This is a genomic window from Pseudomonas fuscovaginae SE-1 (assembly GCF_000364705.1).
GTDB lineage: Bacteria > Pseudomonadota > Gammaproteobacteria > Pseudomonadales > Pseudomonadaceae > Aquipseudomonas > Aquipseudomonas fuscovaginae_A.
Genome location: NZ_AQOH01000113.1, coordinates 1 through 23,021, shown reverse-complemented (window position 1 = coordinate 23,021; position 23,021 = coordinate 1). Strand labels below are relative to the sequence as shown.

Below are 23,021 nucleotides of genomic sequence, written 5' to 3'. Positions count from 1 at the left end.
TTCGGACTGCGCCGGAAGTGGGGCGCATTATAGGCCCCTGGAAACGAGCGTCAACCGTTATTTTCAGATTTCTGTCATAAAGGTCAAAAGATGAACTCGGACCCTGTAGGAACCGGCCGGGCGGCGCTCCGCTTGCTGGCGATGGCGCCTTCTCTATAGTCAAAGGCCTTATTGGATGGCCGCCTGCCGCGGATCGCCAGCAAGCCGGCTCCCACAAGAGCAAAAGCAAAAGCAAGAGCAAAAGGCAGAGGCAGAGGCAGAGGCAGAGGCAGAGACCATTAAAGCAGAAAGCCGGCCCCTAGGGGCCGGCCTTCTTTCCTTCTGCTTACAAACTAGGGAACGCGAACTGCGAAGCCTCATGGCTGGCACGCTGCGGCCAGCGCTGGGTGATCGCCTTGCGCCGGGTGTAGAAGCGCACACCATCCGGACCATAGGCATGCAGATCGCCGAACAGCGAACGCTTCCAGCCGCCAAAGCTGTGGTAGGCCACCGGCACCGGCAGCGGTACGTTGACACCAACCATGCCGACTTCGATCTCGTCGCAGAACAGCCGCGCCGCCTCACCATCACGGGTGAAGATGCAGGTACCGTTGCCGTACTCGTGATCGTTGATCAGTTGCATGGCCGCTTCCAGGCTGTCCACGCGAACGATGCACAGCACCGGCCCGAAGATCTCTTCCTTATAGATGCGCATTTGCGAGGTCACGCGGTCGAACAGGGTGCCGCCCACGAAGTAACCCTCTTCATGACCGGCAACGCTGAAACCACGACCATCCACCACCAGCTCGGCGCCAGCCGCCAGGCCCTCATCTATATAGCCAACCACCTTGTCCTTGGCAGCCGCGGTGACCAGCGGCCCCATGTCCAGGCCACAGGAAGTCCCCGCACCGATCTTCAGTGCCTTGATCTGTGGCACCAGCTTGGCCACCAGGGCATCCGCCACCTGGTCCCCCACGCACACCGCCACCGAGATCGCCATGCAGCGCTCGCCGCAGGAACCATAGGCCGCGCCCATCAGTGCGCTGACGGCGTTGTCCAGATCGGCATCGGGCATCAGCACCGCGTGGTTCTTCGCACCACCCAGCGCCTGGACACGCTTGCCGCGCTTGGTGCCTTCGGCATAGATGTATTCGGCGATCGGCGTCGAACCGACGAAGCTCAGTGCCTTGACCTCAGGCGCCTCGATCAGCGCATCCACCGCGCCCTTGTCACCATGCACCACGTTCAGCACGCCCTTGGGCAGGCCGGCTTCGTGCAGCAATTGGGCGATCAGCAGCGTCGAGCTCGGATCACGCTCGGACGGTTTCAGGATGAAGCAGTTGCCACAGGCGATCGCCAGCGGGTACATCCACAGCGGCACCATGGCCGGGAAGTTGAACGGGGTGATCCCCGCCACCACGCCCAACGGCTGGAAGTCCGACCAGGCATCGATGTTCGGACCGACGTTGCGGCTGTACTCGCCCTTCAGCACTTCCGGGGCGGCACAGGCGTACTCGACGTTCTCGATCCCGCGCTTGATTTCGCCAGCGGCGTCTTCCAGGGTCTTGCCGTGTTCTTCACTGATCAGTTGGGCGATACGCGACTCGTTCTGCTCCAGCAGTTGCTTGAAGCGGAACATCACCTGGGCACGCTTGGCCGCGGGGGTCTTGCGCCAGGCCGGGAACGCGGCCTTGGCCGAGTCGATGGCCTGCTGGATGGTCTCGCGGCTCGCCAGCGGCACCTGGTGGATGACCTGGCCGGTCGACGGGTTGTAGACCGCGGCGGTACGACCGGAATCGTTGACCAGTTGGCCATCGATCAAATGCTGGATTGCGCTCATGGGGGGCTCCTGAAATGGGTCGACGGGAGCGAAGCGTTCGCTCCCGCAAAAGATCGTTCTATGAGGAAAATCAGTCGAGCTTGTTCAGCACTTCGCCGACCGCGTCGAACAGGCGATCGAGGTCCTGCGGCTTGCTGTTGAAAGTGGGGCCGAACTGCAGGGTGTCGCCGCCGAAGCGCACATAGAAACCGGCCTTCCACAGTGCCATGCCGGCTTCGAATGGCCGCACGATGGCATCCCCGTCACGCGGTGCGATCTGGATCGCACCGGCCAGGCCGAAGTTGCGGATGTCGATCACGTTCTTGCTGCCCTTGAGGCCATGCAGTGCATTTTCGAAATGCGGTGCGACCTCGGCCACGCTCTGCACCAGGTTTTCCTTCTGCAGCAGGTCGAGTGCCGCCAGGCCCGCAGCGCAGGCCACCGGGTGCGCCGAGTAGGTGTAGCCGTGAGGGAATTCCACGGCGTACTCGGGGGTCGGCTGGTTCATGAAAGTCTGGTAGATCTCGCTGCTGGCGATCACCGCGCCCATCGGAATGGCACCGTTGGTGACCTGCTTGGCGATACACATCAGGTCCGGGGTCACGCCAAAGCTGTCGGCACCAAACATCGCGCCGGTACGGCCGAAACCGGTGATCACTTCGTCGAACACCAGCAGGATGCCGTGCTGATCGCAGATCTCGCGCAGGCGCTTGAGATACCCCTGCGGCGGAACCAGCACGCCGGCGGAACCGGCCATGGGTTCGACGAACACGGCCGCGATGTTCGAGGCGTCATGCAGCTCGATCAGCTTGAGCAGCTCATCGGCCAGCGCGATACCGCCCTGCTCCGGCATGCCGCGGGAGAAGGCATTGCTCGCCAGCAGGGTATGCGGCAGGTGGTCGACATCCTGCATCGCCTGGCCGAACAGCTTGCGGTTGCCGTTCACGCCACCCAGGCTGGTACCGGCGATGTTCACCCCGTGATAACCACGGGCACGACCGATCATCTTGGTCTTGGTCGGCTGGCCTTTCAGGCGCCAGTAGGCGCGGACCATCTTCACCGCCGTATCGGCACACTCGGAGCCGGAGTCGGTGAAGAACACGTGGTTCAGGTTGCCCGGGGTCAGCGAAGTGATCTTCTCCGCGAGCTGGAACGACAGTGGATGGCCGTACTGGAAGCCCGGCGAGTAGTCGAGGGTACTCAGCTGCCTGGCCACCGCCTCCTGGATCTCCTTGCGGGTGTGCCCGGCACCGCAGGTCCACAGCCCCGACAGCGAGTCATAGACCTTGCGGCCCTTGTCATCGGTCAGCCAGCTACCCTCGGCAGCGACGATCAGGCGTGGGTCGCGCTGGAAGTTGCGGTTGGCGGTGTAGGGCATCCAGTGGGCATCCAGCTTGAGCTGGCTGGCCAGGGAAGACGGAGCGTTTTCAGGCATGTTCATCGGCGAAACCTCGCAAGGCATTAAGCGGCGTGGACGTTGAAAGCGTTGTTGCGAGTAAGTTGCCACGACGATAAAGTCGGTGAAATGCAACTTTTCTAACCTTCAGTTAAGAGCAGGCTAAACCATGAGCAGCCGCCGTCCTGATCCCCTGGCGCAAGTCAGCGACTTCGATATCCGCCTGCTGCGGATCTTTCGCAGCGTGGTGGAATGCGGTGGCTTCTCGGCGGCGGAAACCGTGCTCGGCATCGGCCGCTCGGCCATCAGCCAGCAGATGAGCGACCTGGAACAGCGCCTCGGCCTGCGCCTGTGCCAGCGCGGCCGCGCGGGCTTTTCCCTGACCGAGGAAGGCCGCGAGGTCTATCAGTCGGCCCTGCAGTTGTTGAGTGCGCTTGAGAGTTTCCGTACCGAAGTCAACGGCCTGCACCAGCACTTGCGCGGCGAGTTGACCATCGGTCTGACCGACAACCTGGTAACCCTGCCCCACATGCGCATCACCCATGCCCTGGCTCAGTTGAAGGAACGCGGGCCGGACGTGCAGATCCAGATCCGCATGATCGCCCCCAATGAGGTCGAACAGGGCGTGCTCGATGGCCGCCTGCATGTCGGCGTGGTCCCCCAGGCCAGCGCGCTTTCGGGACTGGAATACCAGCCGCTGTACAGTGAACGTTCGCTGCTGTACTGCGCGGTGGGCCATCCGTTGTTCTATGTCGACGACCGGCAACTGGAGGACGAGCGCCTCAACAGCCAGGACGCGATCGCCCCGACCTTCCGCCTGCCGGCCGAAATCCAGGCGCACTACCAGGCCCTCAACTGCACGGCCAGTGCGTCCGACCGCGAAGGCATGGCGTTCCTGATCCTGACCGGACGCTACATCGGCTACCTGCCGGATCACTACGCGAGCCTCTGGGTCCAACAGGGACGTTTGCGTGCCCTCAAGGCCAGCACGCGCTTCTATGACCTGAGCCTGGCGTCGGTAACGCGCAAGGGTCGGCGCCCGCACCTGGTATTGGAGAGTTTCCTGGAAAGTCTGGCGGCGACCCGCTGAGCCCCACCACTTGGACTCGTGGGAGCCGGCTTGCTGGCGATCCGCCGAAGGCGGCCATTCACAGATATCCACAGCGCCAGTGGGATCGCCATCGCCAGCAAGCCGGCTCCCACAAGGGCTCTGCGACCGGCCCAGAAGGCCCGAAAATCAAGGATTTGGCGTCAATTAATTGCACAGAAACCAGAATCGCCCTACATTCAGACTTTATATGAAGGCAGGACTTGTCTGAACCCGGCGGGTAAGTTATCTGTGCACAGGTTGCACCCACAGACCAGCTTGGAACTGCCTATGACCGTTGAAGTCCCTGCCCACGCCGGAAAACCCGCCAGTCGCATTCGCCAGAAAAACGAAGAAGCGATCATCAAGGCGGCCGAAGACGAATTCGCCCGTCATGGTTTCAAAGGCACCAGCATGAACACCATCGCGCAAAATGCCGGACTGCCCAAGGCCAACCTGCATTATTACTTCACCAACAAGCTCGGCTTGTACATCGCGGTGTTAAGCAACATCCTCGAGTTGTGGGACAGCACCTTCAACCACCTGAGCGCCGAGGACGATCCGGCCGAAGCCCTGAGCCGCTACATCCGGGCCAAGATGGAGTTCTCCCGACGCCAACCGCAGGCCTCGCGGATCTTCGCCATGGAGATCATCAGCGGCGGTGAGTGCCTGAGCGAGTATTTCAGCCAGGACTACCGCGCCTGGTTCCAGGGCCGGGCCAACGTATTCCAGGCCTGGATCGATGCCGGCAAGATGGACCCGGTCGATCCGGTCCACCTGATCTTCCTGCTCTGGGGCAGCACCCAGCACTACGCCGACTTCGCCACGCAGATCTGCCGCGTCACCGGCCGCTCGCGCCTGACCAGGCAGGACATGGAAGAGGCCGGCAACAACCTGATCCGTATCATCCTCAAAGGCTGCGGCCTGACACCGCCGCTCTGACCTTTCATCCAAAGCCGACTACGTATGCCCTTTACCCTTGCCGGCGTTTGCGAATACCGAGAGGAAATTCGCAAAAGCCGCTTTATCACCCTCGCCGCGCCGATCACCAGCGCTGCCGAAGCCCAGGCCTTCATCGAGCAGCACAGTGACCGCGACGCCACCCACAACTGCTGGGCCTGGAAGCTCGCCGACCAGTACCGCAGCAGCGACGACGGCGAGCCCGGCGGCACCGCCGGCCGGCCGATCCTCGCCGCCATCGAGGCACAGGACTGCGACCAGGTCGTGGTCCTGGTGATCCGCTGGTACGGTGGCATCCAGTTGGGCACCGGCGGACTGGCCCGTGCCTATGGCGGCGGAGCCAACAAATGCCTGCAGAATGCCGAACGCGTCGAACTGATCAGTCGGGTGCCGCTGCGTTGCACCTGCGGTTTCAGCGAACTGGCACTGGTCAAGCTGCGGGTGGCCGAGGCCGGCGGGCTGATGGTCGAGGAACAGTTCACCGCCAACGGCGTGGAGTTGCAATTGGCGGTCGGCGAGAGCCTGATCGACACCCTGCAACGCCAACTGGCCGACCTCAGTCGCGGACGCATCCTGCTGCAACGCTGAAACTTGCCCACAAGCGCTGACGGTGCTCCACCCGGTTTGCCCACAAGCGCTGTGGGCCCGACTGTGGATAACCTGAGCACAGTCGCCTGCAACCCTTCTGCAACGTGGCTTTGCGGGCACTGATCAGTTTTCGTACAGCGGTTCACCCCAGCCGACGAAACTTTCTCGAAACAACGGCTTAGGCGCATTTATCGCATTTCGGAGATAGCCGTGCGGCGCTTATGTCAGACTTCCGCGCTTGCTCACAAATACTGTGGAGCAACCTGTGGATAACCCGTGCAAGGGTGGCCCGGCGGCCGATCCGCTCAGGCCGGCGAACAACTGGCTATTTTTTGATCAGCCGCTTCACCTCAGGCTTGTGCAAACGGCCCCGCAAAGTGGCGGGCGTCCCTGATCGGCAGCAGTTGCGCGATACCCCAGGCGATCTCGAGAAGCAGGAACAGGGCGACGATCACACTCGCGCCCTGGCTCAGCGCATAGGCCATCCAAGTGGCGAACAGTATCCGACCGACGGCGTCGTAACGGCCGAACACCGCCTGCGGATCGCGGATGCGCAGCACCGACCAGACACAGACGATCGACCCCAGCAGGTTGGCCATCAGCATGTGCATCGGCTCGAACGCCGGCAATGTCCCCGGCCAGCCCATGGACTGGCTCCAGCCCTGCAACAGCCCGTGCAACGCCATGAAGCTCCAGGGGGTGGCGAACGCGGCGGTGACGATCAGGTCGTACCAGCCACCGGCCCGGACCAGACGACGATAGTGTTCCGTACTCCACATGGTGCAACTCCTAGACTCATTGAAAGAACACAGAGCCTAAGGCCTGGAGTATGCTCCAAGGTCAAGCCCCGCGGAGAGAACATCCATGCGCATCGGAGAGTTGGCCCAGGCCAGCGCCGTCACCCGCGACACCTTGCGGTTCTATGAACAGCGCGGGCTGATCGTCGCCCGGCGCAGCGCCAACGGCTATCGCGACTACGCTCCGGAAACGCTGCAACTGGTGCTCTACATCAAGACCGCCCAGCGCCTGGGCTTCAGCCTCGGCGAAATCGGCAACAGCGTCGCCGCGCTGTGGAACGCCCCCAATCCGGACGGTGCCGTCACGCAGTTGCTGCGGGACAAGCTGAACCTGATCGAGACGCGCATCGCCGAACTCGGCGAACTGCGTCAGGAATTGCAGCATCGCCTGCAACAGAGTTGCCCCCTGAGAAACCAGACTTCATGACACAAGGAATTATCCCATGAGCAGTAAGAACGCATTGATCATCGGTGCTTCCCGAGGCCTTGGCCTGGGGTTGGTGCGACAGTTGCTGGCCGATGGCTGGAACGTCACCGCCACCGTGCGTGATGCCGGCAAGGCCGACGCGTTGAAAGCGACCGGCCCGGTGCGGATCGAAACCCTGGACATGGACGATCAGGCCGCTGTCGACGCCCTCGCCGAACGCCTGCGGGGCCAGGTATTCGACCTGCTGTTCGTCAATGCCGGGGTCAAGGGCCCGGCCGACCAGAAGCCGGCCAATGCCTCGCTGACGGAGATTGGCCAACTGTTCCTGACCAACGCCATCGCCCCGATCGCCCTGGCCCAGCGTTTCGTCGGGCAGATCCGTCCCGGCTACGGCGTGATTGCCTTCATGAGTTCGGGCCTGGGCAGCGTGACCACCCCCGATGCACCGGAACTGGCCTTTTACAAGGCCAGCAAGGCGGCATTGAACTCGATGACCAACAGCTTCCTGAGCGAAATCGAGGCACCGACCTTCACCGTGCTGTCGATGCACCCGGGCTGGGTGAAGACCGACATGGGCGGCGAAGACGCGCAGATCGACGTCGCCACCAGCACCCGCGGCCTGGTCGACCAGGTGAACGCCTTCGCCGGTCGCGGCGGCCATCACTTCATCAACTACAAGGGCGAGACCATTCCCTGGTAAGGCGGCCCTACAACCCCAGCAGCGAGAGCATGACGAAGGTGGCGAACAGCACGAAATGCGTCATGCCCTCGATGGCGTTGGTTTCACCATCGTTGAGATTGATCGCGCTGACGACCAGGGTGATCAGCACCATCACCGTCTGTACCGGGGTCATTGCCATCTGGAACGGCTGGCCGGTGTAGAGCGCCATCGCCTCCATCACCGGCACCGTCAGGATTACCGTCGACAGCGACGCCCCCAGGGCGATGTTGACCACCGACTGCATGCGGTTGGCCAAGGCCGCACGCAGGGCGGTGAGGATTTCCGGCGCGGCGGAAATGGCCGCCACCAGAATCGCCGTGATCACCGGCGGCGCACCGCTGCCTTCCAGACCAAGATCAAGCGCCTTGGACATCACTTCGGCCAGGGCGCCGATCACCACGATGCCCAGCACCAGGGTGACGATCGACTGGACCAGGTTGCCCTGCGCATGTTCATCATGACCCGCCTCGCGACGTTTTTTCTCCGGGTAGCTGTAGCTGAAGAAGTAGCTGTGCGGGCCGACCTGCATTCGCAGGAAGAGGGTGTACAACAGCACCATCGCACCGATGGTGAACGCCGAATAGACCTTCCAGTCCGACTCGGGAATGAACTCCGGCACTACCATGGACACGCCCATGGCGGTGAGGATCATCACGCTGTAGGTCCGCGCCGAGTCATCGTTGTAGGGCTGCTCGCCATGCTTGATCCCACCCATCAGCGCGGCCAGGCCGAGGATGCCGTTGATATCGAGCATCACCGCCGAATAGATGGTGTCGCGCACCAGAGTCGGCGACGCCTCGTTGCTCATCATGATCGCCAGGATCACCACTTCCACCAGCACCGCCGACAGGGTCAGGATCATCGTGCCGTAGGGGTCGCCGACCTTCTCCGCCAACAGTTCGGCATGGTGCGCCACGCGCATCGAGGCGCAGACGATGGCGCCGATCAGCGCCAGCCCGGCAACCAGCGCCACGCCGCGACCGTTGCCCAGCAACGCGTGTTCCAGCGGAAAGGCAAGCGCGGCCATGATCAGCGCCAACAGCAGGTATTTTTCTTCTCGTAACAAAGTGAGCATCAGAGGATCTCGAGGATGATGACTTACAGACTGCGGCAAAGCCGCAGCGTTTCTTCCTTGTAGAGCGACAGCGGCACGCTGAACGCCTGGTCAGGTTTTAGCAAATATTTTGTTTCACATCTGTAGAATGTTCACGATCTGCACCTGATGAGAACCGAACATGTACGACTGGCTCAACGCCCTACCCAAGGCTGAACTGCACCTGCACCTCGAAGGCTCGCTGGAGCCCGAGCTGCTGTTCGCCCTGGCCGAGCGCAACAAGATCGCCCTGCCCTGGCAGGATGTGGACACCCTGCGCCAGGCCTACGCCTTCAACAACCTGCAGGAATTTCTCGACCTCTACTACCAGGGCGCCGACGTGCTGCGCACCTCGCAGGACTTCTACGACCTGACCTGGGCCTACCTGCTGCGTTGCAAGGAACAGAACGTCATCCACACCGAACCGTTCTTCGATCCACAGACCCACACCGACCGGGGCATTCCCTTCGAAGTGGTGCTCAACGGCATCGCCGCCGCCCTCAAGGATGGCGAGCAGCAATTGGGCATCACCAACGGCCTGATCCTCAGCTTCCTGCGCCACCTGAGCGAAGAGGAAGCACAGAAGACCCTCGACCAGGCACTGCCATTCCGCGATGCGTTCGTCGCGGTCGGCCTGGACAGTTCGGAGATGGGGCACCCGCCGAGCAAGTTCCAGCGGGTCTTCGACCGCGCGCGCGCCGAGGGTTTCCTCACCGTGGCCCACGCGGGCGAAGAAGGTCCGCCGGAATACATCTGGGAAGCCATCGACCTGCTAAAGATCCAGCGCATCGACCATGGCGTGCGCGCTATCGAGGACGAGCGACTGATGCAGCGGATCATCGACGAGCAGATCCCGCTGACGGTCTGCCCGCTGTCGAACACCAAGCTGTGCGTGTTCGACCACATGTCGCAACACAACATCCTCGACATGCTCGAGCGTGGGGTGAAGGTGACGGTGAACTCGGATGACCCGGCGTACTTCGGTGGTTATGTCACCGAGAACTTCCACGCCCTGCACACCCACCTGGGCATGACCCAGGACCAGGCCCGGCGCCTGGCGCAGAACAGCCTGGATGCCCGCCTGGTCAAGCCCTGAACGATACCTGTGGGAGCCGGGCTTGCCCGCGAAGAGGCCGTTGGGGTCGCTAAAAGCTTCGCGGGCAAGCCCGGCGCCTACAGGGGGCGGTGGAAAGCCGTGGCCACGGTCGAATCAGCCAGCGGCCTCGCTCAGTTCTTCCAGCGAACGCCCGCGGGTCTCCATGCCGAAGCAGCCGACCACCAGCGCCGCGATCGCAAAGCACAGCGCGCCCAGCGCGAACACGCCGCCCTGTCCCATCACCGGAAACACCAGTCCGGTCACCAACGGCCCGAGCAGCGAGCCGATCCGGCCGATGGCCGAGGCGAATCCCGAGCCGGTGGCCCGTGCCGAGGTCGGATACAACTCCGGCGTGTAGGTATAGAGCACCGCCCACATACCGAACAGAAAGAACTGCATCAGCAAGCCGGAACCGATCAGCAGGCTCACCTGGCCACCGAACACAGCGCTCTGCCCGTAGAGAAACGCCATCGCCCCACCACCTAGCAGGGTGACGATGCACACCGGCTTGCGCCCCCAGAGTTCCACCAGCCAGGCCGCGACCAGGAAGCCGGGAATGCCGCCGAGGGAAATCAGTACGGTGTAGTAAACCGACTGGGTCACGGCGAAGCCCGACTGCTGCAGCAGCGCGCTGAGCCACGAAGTCAGGCCGTAGAAACCGAGCAGGGCGAAGAACCAGACACTCCAGATCATCAGGGTGCGCTGGCGGTACTGCGGCGACCACAGTTGCCGGAAGGCCGCGAAGAAGCTCGGCTCACGCCCGGACCACCGAGGCAGGCGCTCCGGCGTCGGCAAGGTAGCGAGCTGCAAGGAGGCGCGCACGCGCTCCTCGATACCCCGCAGCACCTGGTCCGCCGCATCATGGTGGCCGGCCTGCTCCAGCCAGCGCGGCGACTCGGGAATGAAGAAGCGGATCGCCAGGACGAACACCGCAGGCACCGCCAGCACCAGGAAAATGTCCCGCCAGCCCACCAGCGGCAGCAGGAAGTACGACAGCAGCCCCGCCGCGACGAAACCGAGCGGCCAGAAACCATCCATCAGGGCGATATAGCGCCCACGTCGGCTGGTCGGAATCAACTCCGAAAGCATCGACTGGGCAATCGGGAACTCCATGCCCATGCCGATCCCCAGCAGCACCCGGAACAGCGTCAGCATCTCCAGGGTCTGCGCCGTTGAGCACAGGTAGCTGGCCAGTCCCCACAACACGATGCTCCACTGGAACACCGGCTTGCGGCCGAAACGGTCGGCGAGCATGCCCGACAGCGCGGCCCCCAATACCATCCCGAAAAAGCTCGAACTCGCCAGCAGGCCGGCCTGGGCAGTGCTCAGAGCGAACTCGGCTTTGATCGAACCGAGCAGGAACGTCATCATCGCCAGGTCCATCGAGTCGAAGAAAAAGGCCAGGGCAATGATGATGAAAATCAGTCGGTGATAGCCGCTGATCGGCAACCGCTCCAGACGTTCCGCCGCGCTGTAGCCTTGAGTTTCCATGGGATCTCCCTCGATTCGAATGCTCGATCGAGTGTGCGGCATCACCGGGCGGCGTTACTCCTGAGGACGACCTGCCTGCAACCGTGAGCGACGCCCGCGGCCTCCCTGCCGCAGGCAACGGCCCGGTTCAGCCCGCCAGTTCCAGCTCGACCAGGGCGGCGAACCTGTCGATCTGCCGTTCGCCGTTGGGGGACACCCGCAGGGCCCTTGAGTCCTCCATCAGACCGAGCCAGCCCGACTGCAGGAACAACTGCAACAAGCCGGCGCCAAGGACACCCCCCAGGTGCGGACGGCGTTCGCGCACATCGTGGCAGACACAGACCGTCTCATGTCGCCCATGGGCCAATGCCTGGATGTACAAGCCTCGCTTGGCGAAGTGCTGGGCGCCGATGCTGGTCACCCGGATACGCTGATCGTGCTGCTCGATCCAGCCGGCCACCAGCAGCCGCTGATACAGCTCGCAGGCCAGTTCGCCGCCGAGATGGTCGTGACACTGTCGGGCGCGCTTGAGCGCCGCCGCATCCGGGGCCTGGAGCTTGATCGAATGATTCACCGCCAACGGCGCGCTGGCCAGCGACGCACTGGCCAGGGCTTCCACGGCCGTCGCAATCTCCGGCGCGGACAGGCGGAAGAAACGCTTGCGCCCACGGGCCTCGAGACGTAGCAGCCCGCCGGCACTCAGGCGGGCAAGGTGGGCACTGGCGGATGAAAGGGACAACCCGGCCAGCAAGGCCAATTCATCGGCGGACCGCGCGCTGCCGTCGAGCAACGCCCACATCATGGCGCTGCGCTTGGGGTCCGCAAGCAGCGTGGCTATCTGACTGATGCAAGGTGCATATTCCATGTCTTCACTCCCTGTTGAAACACTGATCGAATGCACAACGCCATACCGAGAATTGCCTGAAGTGAAACCAGGATGCAAAAATGCCAAAAGCCGGAAGTTTCTGCCTACCCTTCGAACAACTCCGGCCAACGTAACAAAATACGTGGCACCTCTCGGGCATTGGATCCAATAGATTCAAGCCTAAACCACAATGCCACAGGCGCCGACTTTTATTCCTGCACGGGTTGTAACAAGAGTCGCCAGCTACTCCACGCCGCGCGACGACCGTACCGGTGCCTGCCGCGACAGCTCCGCGCAACGCCGGGTGAGCATCTCCCGCAACAGGTTCACCGGCTTACTCAACTGAGCGCGATGGGCGCACAGCAGATTCAGCGGCGCCCGCTCGCAGGACAGCTCCGGCAACAGCACCTTGAGGCGCCCAGCCAGCACATCGGCGCCGACGTCCAGCCAGGACTTGTAGGCGATCCCCGCACCGGCCAGCGCCCACAGGCGCACCACGTCGGCATCGTCGCTGAAGCGGTCACCGCTGACCGTCAGGCTGAGGTCGCGCCGGCCATCGTTAAAGCTCCAGTGATCATGGACCCGGCTGCCGAGCATGAACAGCAGGCAGTTGTGCTGGGCCAGTTGCTCCACGGTCGTCGGCTCGCCATGCCGGGCCAGATAATCCGGGGCGGCGCAAAGTATCCGGCGATTGTCCGGGGCGATCGGCAACGCCACCAGACTCGAGTCCTCCGGCTCGCCATAACGCAGGGCGATATCCACCGGCTGACGAAACAGGTCGGCGATCCGGTCGCCCAGCAGCAGGCGTACCGTCAGCCGCGGATGCTCGCGCTGAAACTCGTCGAGCCAGGGCAGCAACACGTTGCGACCAAAATCCGAAGGTGCCGACAACTGCAGCACGCCGCTGACCTGCTCCTGGCCGCTGGCCAGCAGGCGCCGCCCCTCGTCGAGGTTGCTCAGGGCCGCACGGGCGTATTCCAGAAACCCCTCGCCTTCGGCAGTCAACCGCAGGCTGCGGGTCGAGCGGGCCAGCAGACGTGCGCCGAGCTGCTGCTCGATGCGCTTGAGCGAGGCACTGGCCACCGCCGGCGACAGGTCCATGACCCGTGCCGCGGCGGAGAGGCTGCCCAGGTCGGCCGCCCTGACGAACAGTTGCAAATCATCGAAGCGCAGCATCCCGGCCCCCGGCATTATCAAAAATTCATTGAAAGAGCCTGCGGTTTTAGCCGGTTTTATCGTCAGGGGAAATAGCCAATCATTGCTCCATCGAAAGGCCCTGCCCTTTCACTCATCCCCGACACGCTTGCGGAGCCCCTCATGAAAGCCGTTGCCTTCTACGCCGCCTTGCCCATCGACGATCCACAGTCGCTGCAAGACATCGAACTGCCCAACCCGGTTGCGGGTCCGCGGGACCTGCTGGTCGAGGTCAAGGCCATCTCGGTCAACCCGGTGGACACCAAGGTCCGCCAGAACATGCCGCCGGAAAACGGTGAAGCCCGGGTACTGGGCTGGGACGTGGCCGGCGTGGTCAAGGCGGTCGGCAGCGAGGTCAGCCTGTTCAAGGTCGGCGACAAGGTGTTCTACGCCGGCTCCCTGATCCGTCCCGGCGCCAACAGCGAACTGCATGTGGTCGACGAGCGCATTGTCGGGCACATGCCGAAAAACCTGGGCTTCGCGGAGGCTGCGGCCCTGCCGCTCACCGCGATCACCGCCTGGGAACTGCTGTTCGAGCGCCTGCGGATCGGCGAAGACCAGGCCGACCGGGGGCAGAGCCTGCTGATCGTCGGCGCGGCCGGCGGCGTGGGTTCGATCCTGACGCAACTGGCCAGCCAGTTGACCGGGCTGAAGGTCATCGGCACCGCCTCGCGCCCGGAGACCCGCGATTGGGTGGAGGCGCTCGGCGCCGACCTGGTGATCGACCACAGCCAGCCGCTGAGCGAGGAGCTCAAGGCCCACGGCCAACCCCATGTGACCCATGTCGCCAGCCTGACCCAGACCGACACCCACCTGGAACAACTGGTCGCGGCCCTCAAGCCCCAGGGCAAGCTGGCGCTGATCGATGACCCGAAAAACCTGGAAGTCAGCCAACTCAAGCGCAAGAGCCTGTCGTTGCACTGGGAGTTCATGTACACCCGCTCGATGTTCGAGACCGAGGACATGATCGAACAGCACAACCTGCTCAACCGGGTCGCCGAACTGATCGACGCGGGCGTGTTGAAGACCACGCTCGGCGAGCACTTCGGCCAGATCAACGCGACCAACCTGCGCCGTGCCCACGCCCTGCTGGAAAGCGGCAAGGCCCGGGGCAAGATCGTGCTGGAAGGGTTCTGAACAGTGGCGGGGGGAACGACGGTGCGGATCGTCGTTCCCCCCGCGTATTTCAAGAGAAAAGGGCCGGCACCTGCCCGCGTAGACCCGTCATCCGCCTCTGACAAAACAAGCGGAAATACCGTCAGTCCGATCCTTGATCGCCGTCATATCCCTACACGGATTCAGGTTTACAATGACCGCCTTTGCCAACCAGAGGAAGTCAGCCATGAAGATCCTTGTAAAAGAGTTAGCAAAAGCCAACGGTAGCCAGTGGCAGGTCCGGCTTGACCAGCATGCGGTAACCTTTCGCAGCGAAGCCGAAGCCCGCGCCTTCGTCACCACCCTGCAAGCCCGCCTGCAGGCGCCTCATATCTTTCCCGAACAACAGCGCGCCGTAGGCTGATTCAGCCCGCGACCACCCGCGCCTGCTCCAGGCGCCGGGTGACCATGGCGACCGTCACCACCAGCACACCGCACAGCGCGATCACCAGCGCCATCGGCGTCGCGCTGCCATCGTGCAACAACCCGACCAGAGAAGCCGCGCCGGCGGCGACACTGAACTGCAGGCAACCGAGCATCGCCGAGGCACTGCCGGCCCGTGCGCCCTGACCGCGCATGGCGCAGGCCGCCGCATTGGGAACGATGCAGCCCAGGCTGGCGATACAGATGAACAGGGGGACCAGCAACGGCCAGAGCTGCGTGGTGTGCAAGGTACTGACACCGAGCAACGCCAGCCCTGCCAGCACGTAGGCCCAGACCGCACGGTTCAGCAGGAATGCCGGTCCCAGCTTGCCCAGCAAGCGGGCATTGACCTGGGCCACCAGAATGAAGCCCGCGGCGTTGCTGCCGAACAGCCAGCCGTAATGCTCGGCGGGCACGCCGTACAACTTGATGAAGACGAAAGGCGAACCGGCGATGTAGGCGAACATCCCGGCAATGGCGATGCCACCGGTCAAGGCGTGGCCGAAGAACACTCGGTCGGACAGCAGGCGCCCATACTGACGCAGCGCGCCAGACAACGGCTGGCGTGGCTGGCTGGCGGGCAGGCTCTCCGGCAGGCCAAGGGCCACGGCCAAGGCGGACAAGGCACTGAACAGTGTCAGCACGATGAAGATCGATTGCCAACCGTAGGCGTTGACCAGCACCCCACCGAGCATGGGTGCCAAAATCGGCGCCAGTCCGGTGACCAGCATCAGTTGCGAGAAGACCTTGGCCGAGCCCACCGCATCGAACTTGTCGCTGACCACCGCCCGGGAAATCACCGAGCCCGCGCAGCCACCCAGCGCCTGCAGGAATCGCGCGGCAATCAGCCACTCCAGGTTTGGCGCGAAGGCACAGGCCAGCGACGCCACGGTGAACAGGCCAACGCCGGCCAGCAAAGGGCCACGCCGGCCGAAACGATCCGCCAGCGGACCGTAAGCCAATTGGCCGATGGACAAGCCGAGGAAGTACACCGCCAGCGTCAACTGAATATGTTTTTCATCGGTACCGAAGGCGACGGCCATGGCCGGAAAACCCGGCAGGTAGAAGTCGATGGCCAGTGGGGCGAAGGCACTCAGGGCGCCGAGAATCAGGATCGTACGTAGGTTCATCAGGCATCCGGTAAACAACTGTGCGCAAAGCGGCGTAGTCTAACCGCGCACGGAGGCCTTGAACATTCCGATAGGTCGCTAACTAAATAGATACCCGACCAACGTGCCGGGTCAGCCGGGTGAAGCCGTCAAATCCCCGATTTCAGCCAGCCAGCTTCGCCTGGTAGCCTTCCTCGACGATGGCGCTGATGATTTCGTCGGCCGACAACCGGCTCTGCACCCCGACCTCCTTCGTCCCGAGGTCGACCCGCACGCTGGCCGCCGGGTCCCGGGCCTGGACCGCTTCGGTGATCGCCTTGACGCAGTGACCGCAGGACATACCTTGAACATTGAAGACTTGCATGACGCTTCTCCTGTATTGAGGTTGAAGACAGTTTCAAGCTTGCCATGATGGCAAGGTCAAGTTCCTGAACAATCTGCCGGGCTGGCATTTCGCTCGCCCCTGCGCCAAGCTTCGTCATCAACGATTCAACCGTAGGAGATTCAGCCATGCGCTGGTCAGCTTTCGGCCTGTTTGGCCTTCTCAGCCTGTTCGGGGCGTCCCCCTTTGCCAGCGCCGCCGGAGAAAACTATGGGGTGCTGATCATCTCCCGCGAACGCCTGGAGGTCTCGACTCCCTGCGAGATCGGCGTCTACCTGCAGGATCAGTTGTCGGCGCGACTGTTCCAGGAACAGGCCACGTCCTTCAACCTGCCGCCAGGCGATGTCTCGGTTCGCCTCAAATCCCTGCCGAGCCAGGCTCCCGGCTGCAACGCCAGCATGCTGGCGGCGCCCGAGCAGGTGATCAAGCTCAACGGCGGCGACGTGCGCAAGTTCGCCATCGTCGCCAGTCCCGCCGGCCTGCGTCTCAAGCAGGTGCCCCTGGGTTATCAATGAACCACGTGCGACAAATAGAGGCTTGACCTTGCCCACGTGGCAAGGTTGATCCTGTGGGCAACTTCTTCAGGAGTATCGCCCATGACGCAATCCATCTCCTTTGACCTGCCGATCGCCGGCATGACTTGCGCCAGTTGCGCCGGTCGCGTCGAGCGGGCCCTGCGCAAGGTGGCAGGCGCCAGTGCGGTCAGCGTCAATCTCGCCACCGAACAGGCCCGCGTCCAGGCTCCCGCCGACAGCTTGCCGGCCCTGCTGCAGGCGGTCGAGCAGGCCGGCTACCAGGTACCCGGGCAGGAGTTGGAACTGGACATCGGCGGCATGACCTGCGCCTCCTGTGCCGGCCGGGTCGAACGGGCGCTGAACAAGCTCGCCGGCGTACGCAGCGCCAGCGTCAACCTGGCCAGTGAACGTGCCCACGTCCAACTGCTCGGGCAGCCAGACCCCGCCACGCTGATCGCCGCTGTCGAGGCCGCCGGTTACTCGGCGAGCCTGCACGAGGCCGACAGCCACGTCGCCCAGGCGCAGGAACAACGCCTGGGGCGTGAACGCTGGCACCTGCTGCTGGCTCTCGCCCTGGCCCTGCCACTGGTGCTGCCGATGCTCGCCCAGCCCTTCGGGTACGACTGGATGCTGCCGGCCTGGCTGCAGTTCGCCCTGGCGACACCGGTGCAGTTCATCCTCGGCGCGCGCTTCTACGTCGCGGCCTGGAAAGCGGTCAGGGCCGGCGCCGGCAACATGGACCTGCTGGTGGCCCTGGGCACCAGCGCCGGCTATGGCCTGAGCCTCTACCAATGGGCCAATGCCCATCCGGGCCACATGCCCCACCTGTATTTCGAAGCCTCGGCGGTGGTGATCGCCCTGGTACTGCTGGGCAAATACCTGGAAAGCCGCGCCAAGCGCCAGACCGCCAGTGCCATCCGCGCCCTGGAAGCCCTGCGTCCGGAACGGGCGACCCAGGTGATCGACGGCCACGAACAGGAAGTCGCCATCAGTACCCTGCGCGTGGGCGACCTGGTGCTGGTCAAGCCCGGCGAGCGTTTCCCGGTCGACGGCGAGGTGGTCGAGGGCCAGAGCCACGCCGATGAAGCCCTGATCAGCGGCGAAAGCCTGCCGGTACCGAAGCAGCCGGGCGACCAGGTCACCGGCGGCGCCATCAACGGTGAGGGCCGCCTGCTGGTCCGGACCCTGGCGCTGGGCGCCGAAACCGTCCTGGCGCGGATCATCCGCCTGGTGGAAGACGCCCAGGCCGGCAAGGCGCCGATCCAGAAACTGGTGGACAAGGTCAGCCAGGTATTCGTCCCCAGTGTCCTGCTGCTGGCCCTGGCGACCCTGCTCGGCTGGTGGCTGCATGGCGCGCCGTTGGAAACGGCGCTGATCAACGCCGTGGCGGTGCTGGTGATCGCCTGCCCCTGCGCCCTGGGCCTGGCGACGCCCACCGCGATCATGGCCGGCACCGGTGTCGCCGCGCGCCACGGCATCCTGATCAAGGACGCCGAAGCCCTGGAGCGGGCCCATGAAGTCAGCCGCGTGGTGTTCGACAAGACCGGCACCCTGACCTCCGGCACCCCGCGCATCGCCCATCTGTCGGCCATCGACGGCGACGAGGCACAGGCCCTGCAACTGGCCGGCGCCCTGCAACGCGGCAGCGAACACCCGCTGGCCAAGGCGGTGCTCGATGCCTGCCGCGAACGCGGGCTGGCCATCGCCGATATCCGGGCCAGCCGCTCGCTGACCGGACGCGGCATCGCCGGCGAACTGAACGGCCGTGCCCTGGCCCTGGGCAACCGCCGTCTGCTCGACGAGAGCGGGCTGCTGCCCGGCGCCCTGGCAGAATCGGCGAGCGCCTGGGAAGCCGAAGGCCGGACCTTGTCCTGGCTGATCGAACAGAGTCCGCAGCCACGGGTACTGGCGCTGTTCGCCTTCGGTGACACGCTGAAAGCCGGCGCAACGCAGGCGATCGCCGGACTGCGCGCAAGGCAGATCAGCAGCCACCTGCTGACCGGCGACAACCGCGGCAGTGCCAGGGTGGTGGCCGAAGCCCTGGGCATCGACGACGTGCACGCTGAAGTGCTGCCGGCCGACAAGGCCGCCACCGTCGACGAACTGAAGAAGAGCGGCGTGGTGGCCATGGTCGGCGACGGCATCAACGATGCCCCGGCCCTGGCGGCCGCGGATATCGGCATCGCCATGGGCGGCGGTACCGACGTCGCCATGCATGCCGCCGGCATCACCCTGATGCGGGGTGATCCGCGGCTGGTACCGGCGGCGCTGGAAATCAGCCGCAAGACCTATGCGAAGATCCGGCAGAATCTGTTCTGGGCGTTCGTCTACAACCTGATCGGCATCCCGCTGGCCGCCTTCGGCCTGCTCAACCCGGTGCTGGCTGGCGCGGCGATGGCCCTGTCCAGCGTCAGCGTGGTCAGCAACGCCCTGCTGCTCAAGACCTGGAAACCCGCAGATCTCGATTGAAGGAGACGGTATGAACATCGGCCAAGCAGCCCGCCAGAGTGGCCTGAGCGCCAAGATGATTCGCTACTACGAGTCCATCGGCCTGCTCAAGGCAGCGACCCGCACGGACAGCGGCTACCGCCTGTACGGCCCGGATGAACTGCACACCCTGGCGTTCATCAAGCGCTCGCGTGACCTGGGCTTCTCCCTGGAGGAAGTCGGCAAGCTGTTGACGCTCTGGCAGGACCGCCAGCGCGCCAGCGCCGATGTGAAGGCGCTGGCGCGCCAGCACATCGACGAGTTGAACCGCAAGATCGACGAACTGGTCGGCTTGCGCGATACCCTGCAGGAACTGGTGGAACACTGCCACGGCGACCACCGCCCGGACTGCCCGATCCTCAGGGACCTGGCCTCGGGCAGTTGTTGCGCCAAGGCCTGAGCCTGCGTATCAGCGCTGCATCCAGGGCGGCGTCGGCTCTTCGGCATGGCGTCCGCGCGGGACGTCGTCAGCCGAGCGGATCGCCTGCCGGCGTTCCTCGTCGAAACGCGCCGCCTCGATCTCGCGCAGCACGCCACGGACATCCGCCCGCCCCTTTTCCTCGGCGAACCGGCCGGTCAGAACGCTCTCCGGATGCAGGGTGCCGGCCTTGTACAGGGCCCACATTTCCTTGGCATAACGGGTCTGCTTGAGCTCCGGGGCAAAGCGGCCGAAGTACGCGGCCATGTTGCCGACATCGCGCTCGAGCATGCTGAAGGCATGGTTGTTGCCCGCCGCGTCGACCGCCTGGGGCAAATCGATGATCACCGGACCATCCGGCGCCAGCAGCACATTGAACTCCGACAGGTCACCGTGCACCAGACCGGCGCACAGCATCCGCACGATCTGCGAGATCAGCAAGGCGTGGTACTCGCGCGCCTGCTCCGGCTCCAGCACCACATCGTTCAGACGCGGCGCGGCATCACCGTGCTCGTCCGCCACCAGTTCCATCAACAGCACGCCATCGAGGAAGTCGAACGGCTTGGGCACCCGCACACCGGCACCGGCCAGGCGGAACAGCGCCGCCACCTCGGCGTTCTGCCAGGCATCCTCGGCTTCCTTGCGGCCGAACTTGGAGCCCTTGGCCATGGCCCGGGCCTGGCGGCTGTTACGCACCTTGCGGCCTTCCTGATACTCGGCCGCCTGACGAAAACTTCGTTTGTTCGCCTCCTTGTAAACCTTGGCGCAACGCAGCTCTTTGCCACAGCGCACCACGTAGACAGCTGCCTCTTTGCCACTCATCAGTGGGCGCAGCACCTCGTCGACCAGACCGTCCTCGATCAGCGGTTCAATGCGTTTTGGAGTCTTCATCAGCTTTTATTCTGGGTCCTTTATTACCAAATACGCGACCATCATTCGTGCGCGACCATCCTCGCACAGCGTGCGAAAGATGCCGACCTCGAATGCCCTCCAATGCACTCAATGTGCCAGATTCCCGCAGTAAATCCAGCGGGTCACTGGATGATAGCCAACACCAGCCAGACCATTCCCACTGTGCATCCTCTCATCTCCGACACTGGCCGGAATACGAATACTCGGCAAAAACGCGAATATTCGCCAGATGGTCTAAATTTTTCTCCATCTGGGCCGAAGCGCTCAGAGAGAGTGGTGATTTTGTCGTACATTCGGCACGTCGCCTGGGAAACGGATATTCATTGCCGCTCGACCTTCACAGCAGCCCTGTCCCGCGTGTCGTCGGTACGCGCGGGACAACAAGAACAAACCTGGAGCGCGGATGAACATCAAGCAGAAGTTGACCTGGGCGTTTGCAGTCGTCGCCTGTTTGCCGGTGGTACTGGTCGCCACCCTGGTGGTACTGAATCTGCGCAGTGAGGCACGCACCGATTTCGTCGACGGGAGCGACCGGGAGATCCGCCAGGTCAACAACGCGATACAGGTGTTCTTCGACGGCGTCAGCCAGAACATCGAGTTCCTGGCCAGCCACCCACTGCTGAAAAATGCCGATGGCAGCCTCAAGAGCTTCATGAGCGCCGACCCCTCGCAGGTTCCCGCCGGCGAACAGGATAAGCAGTTGATCGAACTGTTCGACAACCTTGGCAAGACTCACCCGGCCTACTCCTACATTTCCTACGGCGTAGGTTCCGGCGGTTACGCCAGTTGGCCGATCGACCAGAAGTTCGCCAACTACGACCCGCGTGTACGTCCCTGGTACAAGACCGCCCAGGCCACCCCCGGCAAGACCCTGCGCACAGCGGCCTACTACTGGGCACCCGACGATGCGGTGATGGTCGCCACCGTGCGGACCGTGGATAACAAGCTCGGCGCCCAGGGCGGCGTGGTCAGCATCGACGTGACCCTCAAGCAGCTCACCGAGATCGTCAAGCAGATCAAGCTCGGTGACAGCGGCTACCTGATGCTGATGGAGAACAGCGGCAACCTGCTGGTCGATCCCAAGCAGCCGGAGCACAACTTCAAGAACCTCGACAGCCTGGGCGGTGGTTATACCGAGCTGGCCAAGGCCGGCAAGGGCCTGGTGGAAGTCGAGATCAACGGCGAGCGCTACATGGCCAATGTCTGGCCATCGGAAAAGCTGGGCTGGACCTTCATCGGCATGGTCAAGCAGAGCGAGGTGATGAGCAGCGCCAACCAGTTGACCTGGCTGATCGCGATCATCGCCGCGGTGCTCGTGGTGATCTTCGCCCTGGTCGGCGCCAGCTTCGCCAGCCTCATCGTCCGGCCGATCCGTGGTGTTTCCAGCGGCCTGGAAGGCATCGCCCAGGGCAACGGCGACCTGACCCAGAACCTGACGGTCCGTGGCAGCGACGAAACCGCGCAACTGGCCGGCTGGTTCAACCAGTTTCTCGGCGCGATCCGCGGACTGATCCAGCACATCGGCCAGTCGGCGAACAAGATCCTCGACTCGTCGCACAACTCGACCCGCGTCTCCAACGACATGGCCGACGCCGCCGGGCGCCAGCGTGAAGCGGTGGACATGGTGTCCACGGCTTTCCATGAGATGGTCGCCACCGCCAACGAGGTCGCGCGTTCCTGCAGCCAGGCCGCGGAATCCGCCGACAGCGGCCAGCGCCAGGCCCGTGAGGGTCAGCAGCAGATCGACGCGGCGGTGCACAGTGTCGACCAGTTGAGCCATGAAATCGAACAGTCGGCCCAGTCGATGCAGCAACTGGAGAATGACAGCAACAACATCCAGTCGATCCTCGGCACCATCCGTTCGATCGCCGAACAGACCAACCTGCTGGCGCTGAACGCCGCGATCGAGGCGGCCCGGGCCGGTGAGCAGGGCCGTGGTTTCGCCGTGGTGGCGGACGAGGTCCGGGCACTGGCCAAGCGTACCGCGGACTCCACCGCGGAGATCGACGGGCTGCTGGGCAACCTGGCCAAGCGCACCAGCCAGGTGGCGCAGCAGATGCATGCCAGCCTCGAGGTTTCGCAGGAGTCGGTGACACGCATCGGCCTGGCGCGCAGCAGCTTCGGGCAA

22 protein-coding genes and 1 pseudogene are annotated in these 23,021 nt (G+C 63.9%); 13 read left to right on the top strand and 10 right to left on the bottom strand.

All coding sequences use genetic code 11. The features are described from left to right. Window positions 1–325 precede the first annotated feature (325 nt). Both K675_RS0112345 and K675_RS0112340 read right to left on the bottom strand, forming a co-directional pair. Window positions 326–1,819: a CoA-acylating methylmalonate-semialdehyde dehydrogenase gene (locus K675_RS0112345; RefSeq protein ID WP_017903830.1), complete on the bottom strand. Its 1,494-nt coding sequence runs from the start codon at window positions 1,817–1,819 to the stop codon at window positions 326–328. Between the two features lie 70 nt (window positions 1,820–1,889). Beyond that, window positions 1,890–3,239: an aspartate aminotransferase family protein gene (locus tag K675_RS0112340; RefSeq protein ID WP_017903829.1), complete on the bottom strand. Its 1,350-nt coding sequence runs from the start codon at window positions 3,237–3,239 to the stop codon at window positions 1,890–1,892. Between the two features lie 124 nt (window positions 3,240–3,363). On the opposite strand from K675_RS0112340, the gene K675_RS0112335 reads away from it, so the two are divergent. The 3 genes from K675_RS0112335 to K675_RS0112325 all read left to right on the top strand — a co-directional run bounded on the left by K675_RS0112335 (window position 3,364) and on the right by K675_RS0112325 (window position 5,829). Next, a complete protein-coding gene (locus K675_RS0112335; RefSeq protein WP_017903828.1) occupies window positions 3,364–4,284 on the top strand; it encodes a LysR family transcriptional regulator in 921 nt (306 codons plus the stop codon). Between the two features lie 288 nt (window positions 4,285–4,572). Beyond that, complete coding sequence (locus K675_RS0112330; protein WP_017903827.1) at window positions 4,573–5,223, top strand: TetR/AcrR family transcriptional regulator; 651 nt, start codon at window positions 4,573–4,575, stop codon at window positions 5,221–5,223. A 24-nt stretch (window positions 5,224–5,247) separates the two neighbouring features. Continuing rightward, window positions 5,248–5,829 carry an IMPACT family protein gene (locus tag K675_RS0112325; protein ID WP_017903826.1) on the top strand — a complete coding sequence of 194 codons (582 nt, stop codon included), beginning with the start codon at window positions 5,248–5,250 and terminating at the stop codon, window positions 5,827–5,829. Window positions 5,830–6,179: 350 nt separating this feature from the next. On the opposite strand, the gene K675_RS0112320 is transcribed toward K675_RS0112325, so the two are convergent. Beyond that, window positions 6,180–6,608: a hypothetical protein gene (locus K675_RS0112320; RefSeq protein ID WP_017903825.1), complete on the bottom strand. Its 429-nt coding sequence runs from the start codon at window positions 6,606–6,608 to the stop codon at window positions 6,180–6,182. 85 nt (window positions 6,609–6,693) lie between these two features. On the opposite strand from K675_RS0112320, the gene K675_RS0112315 reads away from it, so the two are divergent. Further along, entirely contained in the window at window positions 6,694–7,053 is a 360-nt protein-coding gene (locus K675_RS0112315) for a MerR family transcriptional regulator (RefSeq protein WP_017903824.1), read from the top strand. Between the two features lie 16 nt (window positions 7,054–7,069). Then, window positions 7,070–7,753 carry an SDR family oxidoreductase gene (locus K675_RS0112310; protein WP_017903823.1) on the top strand — a complete coding sequence of 228 codons (684 nt, stop codon included), beginning with the start codon at window positions 7,070–7,072 and terminating at the stop codon, window positions 7,751–7,753. Window positions 7,754–7,760: 7 nt separating this feature from the next. Here K675_RS0112310 and K675_RS0112305 read toward each other — a convergent pair whose 3' ends face one another. Further along, a complete protein-coding gene (locus tag K675_RS0112305) occupies window positions 7,761–8,849 on the bottom strand; it encodes a calcium:proton antiporter (protein ID WP_017903822.1) in 1,089 nt (362 codons plus the stop codon). A gap of 160 nt (window positions 8,850–9,009) precedes the next feature. Between K675_RS0112305 and K675_RS0112300 the strand changes: the two genes are divergently transcribed. Further along, entirely contained in the window at window positions 9,010–9,963 is a 954-nt protein-coding gene (locus K675_RS0112300; RefSeq protein WP_017903821.1) for an adenosine deaminase, read from the top strand. Window positions 9,964–10,077: 114 nt separating this feature from the next. Here K675_RS0112300 and K675_RS0112295 read toward each other — a convergent pair whose 3' ends face one another. From K675_RS0112295 to K675_RS0112285, 3 genes are all read right to left on the bottom strand, one after another. After that, the gene (locus K675_RS0112295; RefSeq protein ID WP_017903820.1) at window positions 10,078–11,454 is read right to left on the bottom strand and encodes an MFS transporter; all 1,377 of its coding nucleotides are present in this window, start codon (window positions 11,452–11,454) and stop codon (window positions 10,078–10,080) included. Window positions 11,455–11,581: 127 nt separating this feature from the next. Further along, window positions 11,582–12,298, bottom strand: coding sequence for an ArsR/SmtB family transcription factor (locus tag K675_RS0112290; protein ID WP_017903819.1), 717 nt, complete (start codon window positions 12,296–12,298; stop codon window positions 11,582–11,584). Window positions 12,299–12,541: 243 nt separating this feature from the next. Then, the gene (locus tag K675_RS0112285; protein ID WP_026145129.1) at window positions 12,542–13,474 is read right to left on the bottom strand and encodes a LysR family transcriptional regulator; all 933 of its coding nucleotides are present in this window, start codon (window positions 13,472–13,474) and stop codon (window positions 12,542–12,544) included. Between the two features lie 141 nt (window positions 13,475–13,615). Here K675_RS0112285 and K675_RS0112280 point away from each other — a divergent pair, with 141 nt between their 5' ends. Continuing rightward, on the top strand, window positions 13,616–14,629 hold the full coding sequence (locus tag K675_RS0112280) for a zinc-binding alcohol dehydrogenase family protein (protein ID WP_017903817.1): 1,014 nt from the start codon (window positions 13,616–13,618) through the stop codon (window positions 14,627–14,629). Window positions 14,630–14,801: 172 nt separating this feature from the next. Next, the gene (locus tag K675_RS30695) at window positions 14,802–15,011 is read left to right on the top strand and encodes a hypothetical protein (RefSeq protein ID WP_017903816.1); all 210 of its coding nucleotides are present in this window, start codon (window positions 14,802–14,804) and stop codon (window positions 15,009–15,011) included. Between the two features lies 1 nt (window position 15,012). On the opposite strand, the gene K675_RS0112270 is transcribed toward K675_RS30695, so the two are convergent. After that, entirely contained in the window at window positions 15,013–16,200 is a 1,188-nt protein-coding gene (locus tag K675_RS0112270) for a multidrug effflux MFS transporter (protein ID WP_017903815.1), read from the bottom strand. Window positions 16,201–16,342: 142 nt separating this feature from the next. Beyond that, complete coding sequence (locus K675_RS0112265) at window positions 16,343–16,543, bottom strand: heavy-metal-associated domain-containing protein (protein WP_017903814.1); 201 nt, start codon at window positions 16,541–16,543, stop codon at window positions 16,343–16,345. 146 nt (window positions 16,544–16,689) lie between these two features. Between K675_RS0112265 and K675_RS0112260 the strand changes: the two genes are divergently transcribed. From K675_RS0112260 to cueR, 3 genes are all read left to right on the top strand, one after another. Then, window positions 16,690–17,076, top strand: coding sequence for a hypothetical protein (locus tag K675_RS0112260; RefSeq protein WP_017903813.1), 387 nt, complete (start codon window positions 16,690–16,692; stop codon window positions 17,074–17,076). 81 nt (window positions 17,077–17,157) lie between these two features. Further along, window positions 17,158–19,545 carry a heavy metal translocating P-type ATPase gene (locus K675_RS0112255; protein ID WP_017903812.1) on the top strand — a complete coding sequence of 796 codons (2,388 nt, stop codon included), beginning with the start codon at window positions 17,158–17,160 and terminating at the stop codon, window positions 19,543–19,545. Between the two features lie 10 nt (window positions 19,546–19,555). Further along, window positions 19,556–19,963: a Cu(I)-responsive transcriptional regulator gene (cueR, locus tag K675_RS0112250; protein WP_017903811.1), complete on the top strand. Its 408-nt coding sequence runs from the start codon at window positions 19,556–19,558 to the stop codon at window positions 19,961–19,963. A gap of 9 nt (window positions 19,964–19,972) precedes the next feature. On the opposite strand, the gene K675_RS0112245 is transcribed toward cueR, so the two are convergent. After that, window positions 19,973–20,872, bottom strand: a complete 900-nt coding sequence (locus K675_RS0112245; RefSeq protein ID WP_017903810.1) for a PA4780 family RIO1-like protein kinase — start codon at window positions 20,870–20,872, stop codon at window positions 19,973–19,975. Window positions 20,873–21,296: 424 nt separating this feature from the next. On the opposite strand from K675_RS0112245, the pseudogene K675_RS34145 reads away from it, so the two are divergent. Continuing rightward, window positions 21,297–22,385: pseudogene (locus K675_RS34145) on the top strand (cache domain-containing protein); the annotation flags it as partial. A 90-nt stretch (window positions 22,386–22,475) separates the two neighbouring features. Next, window positions 22,476–23,021 (top strand): methyl-accepting chemotaxis protein (locus K675_RS34140; protein WP_420066337.1); only part of this gene is annotated, 546 nt, incomplete at its 3' end.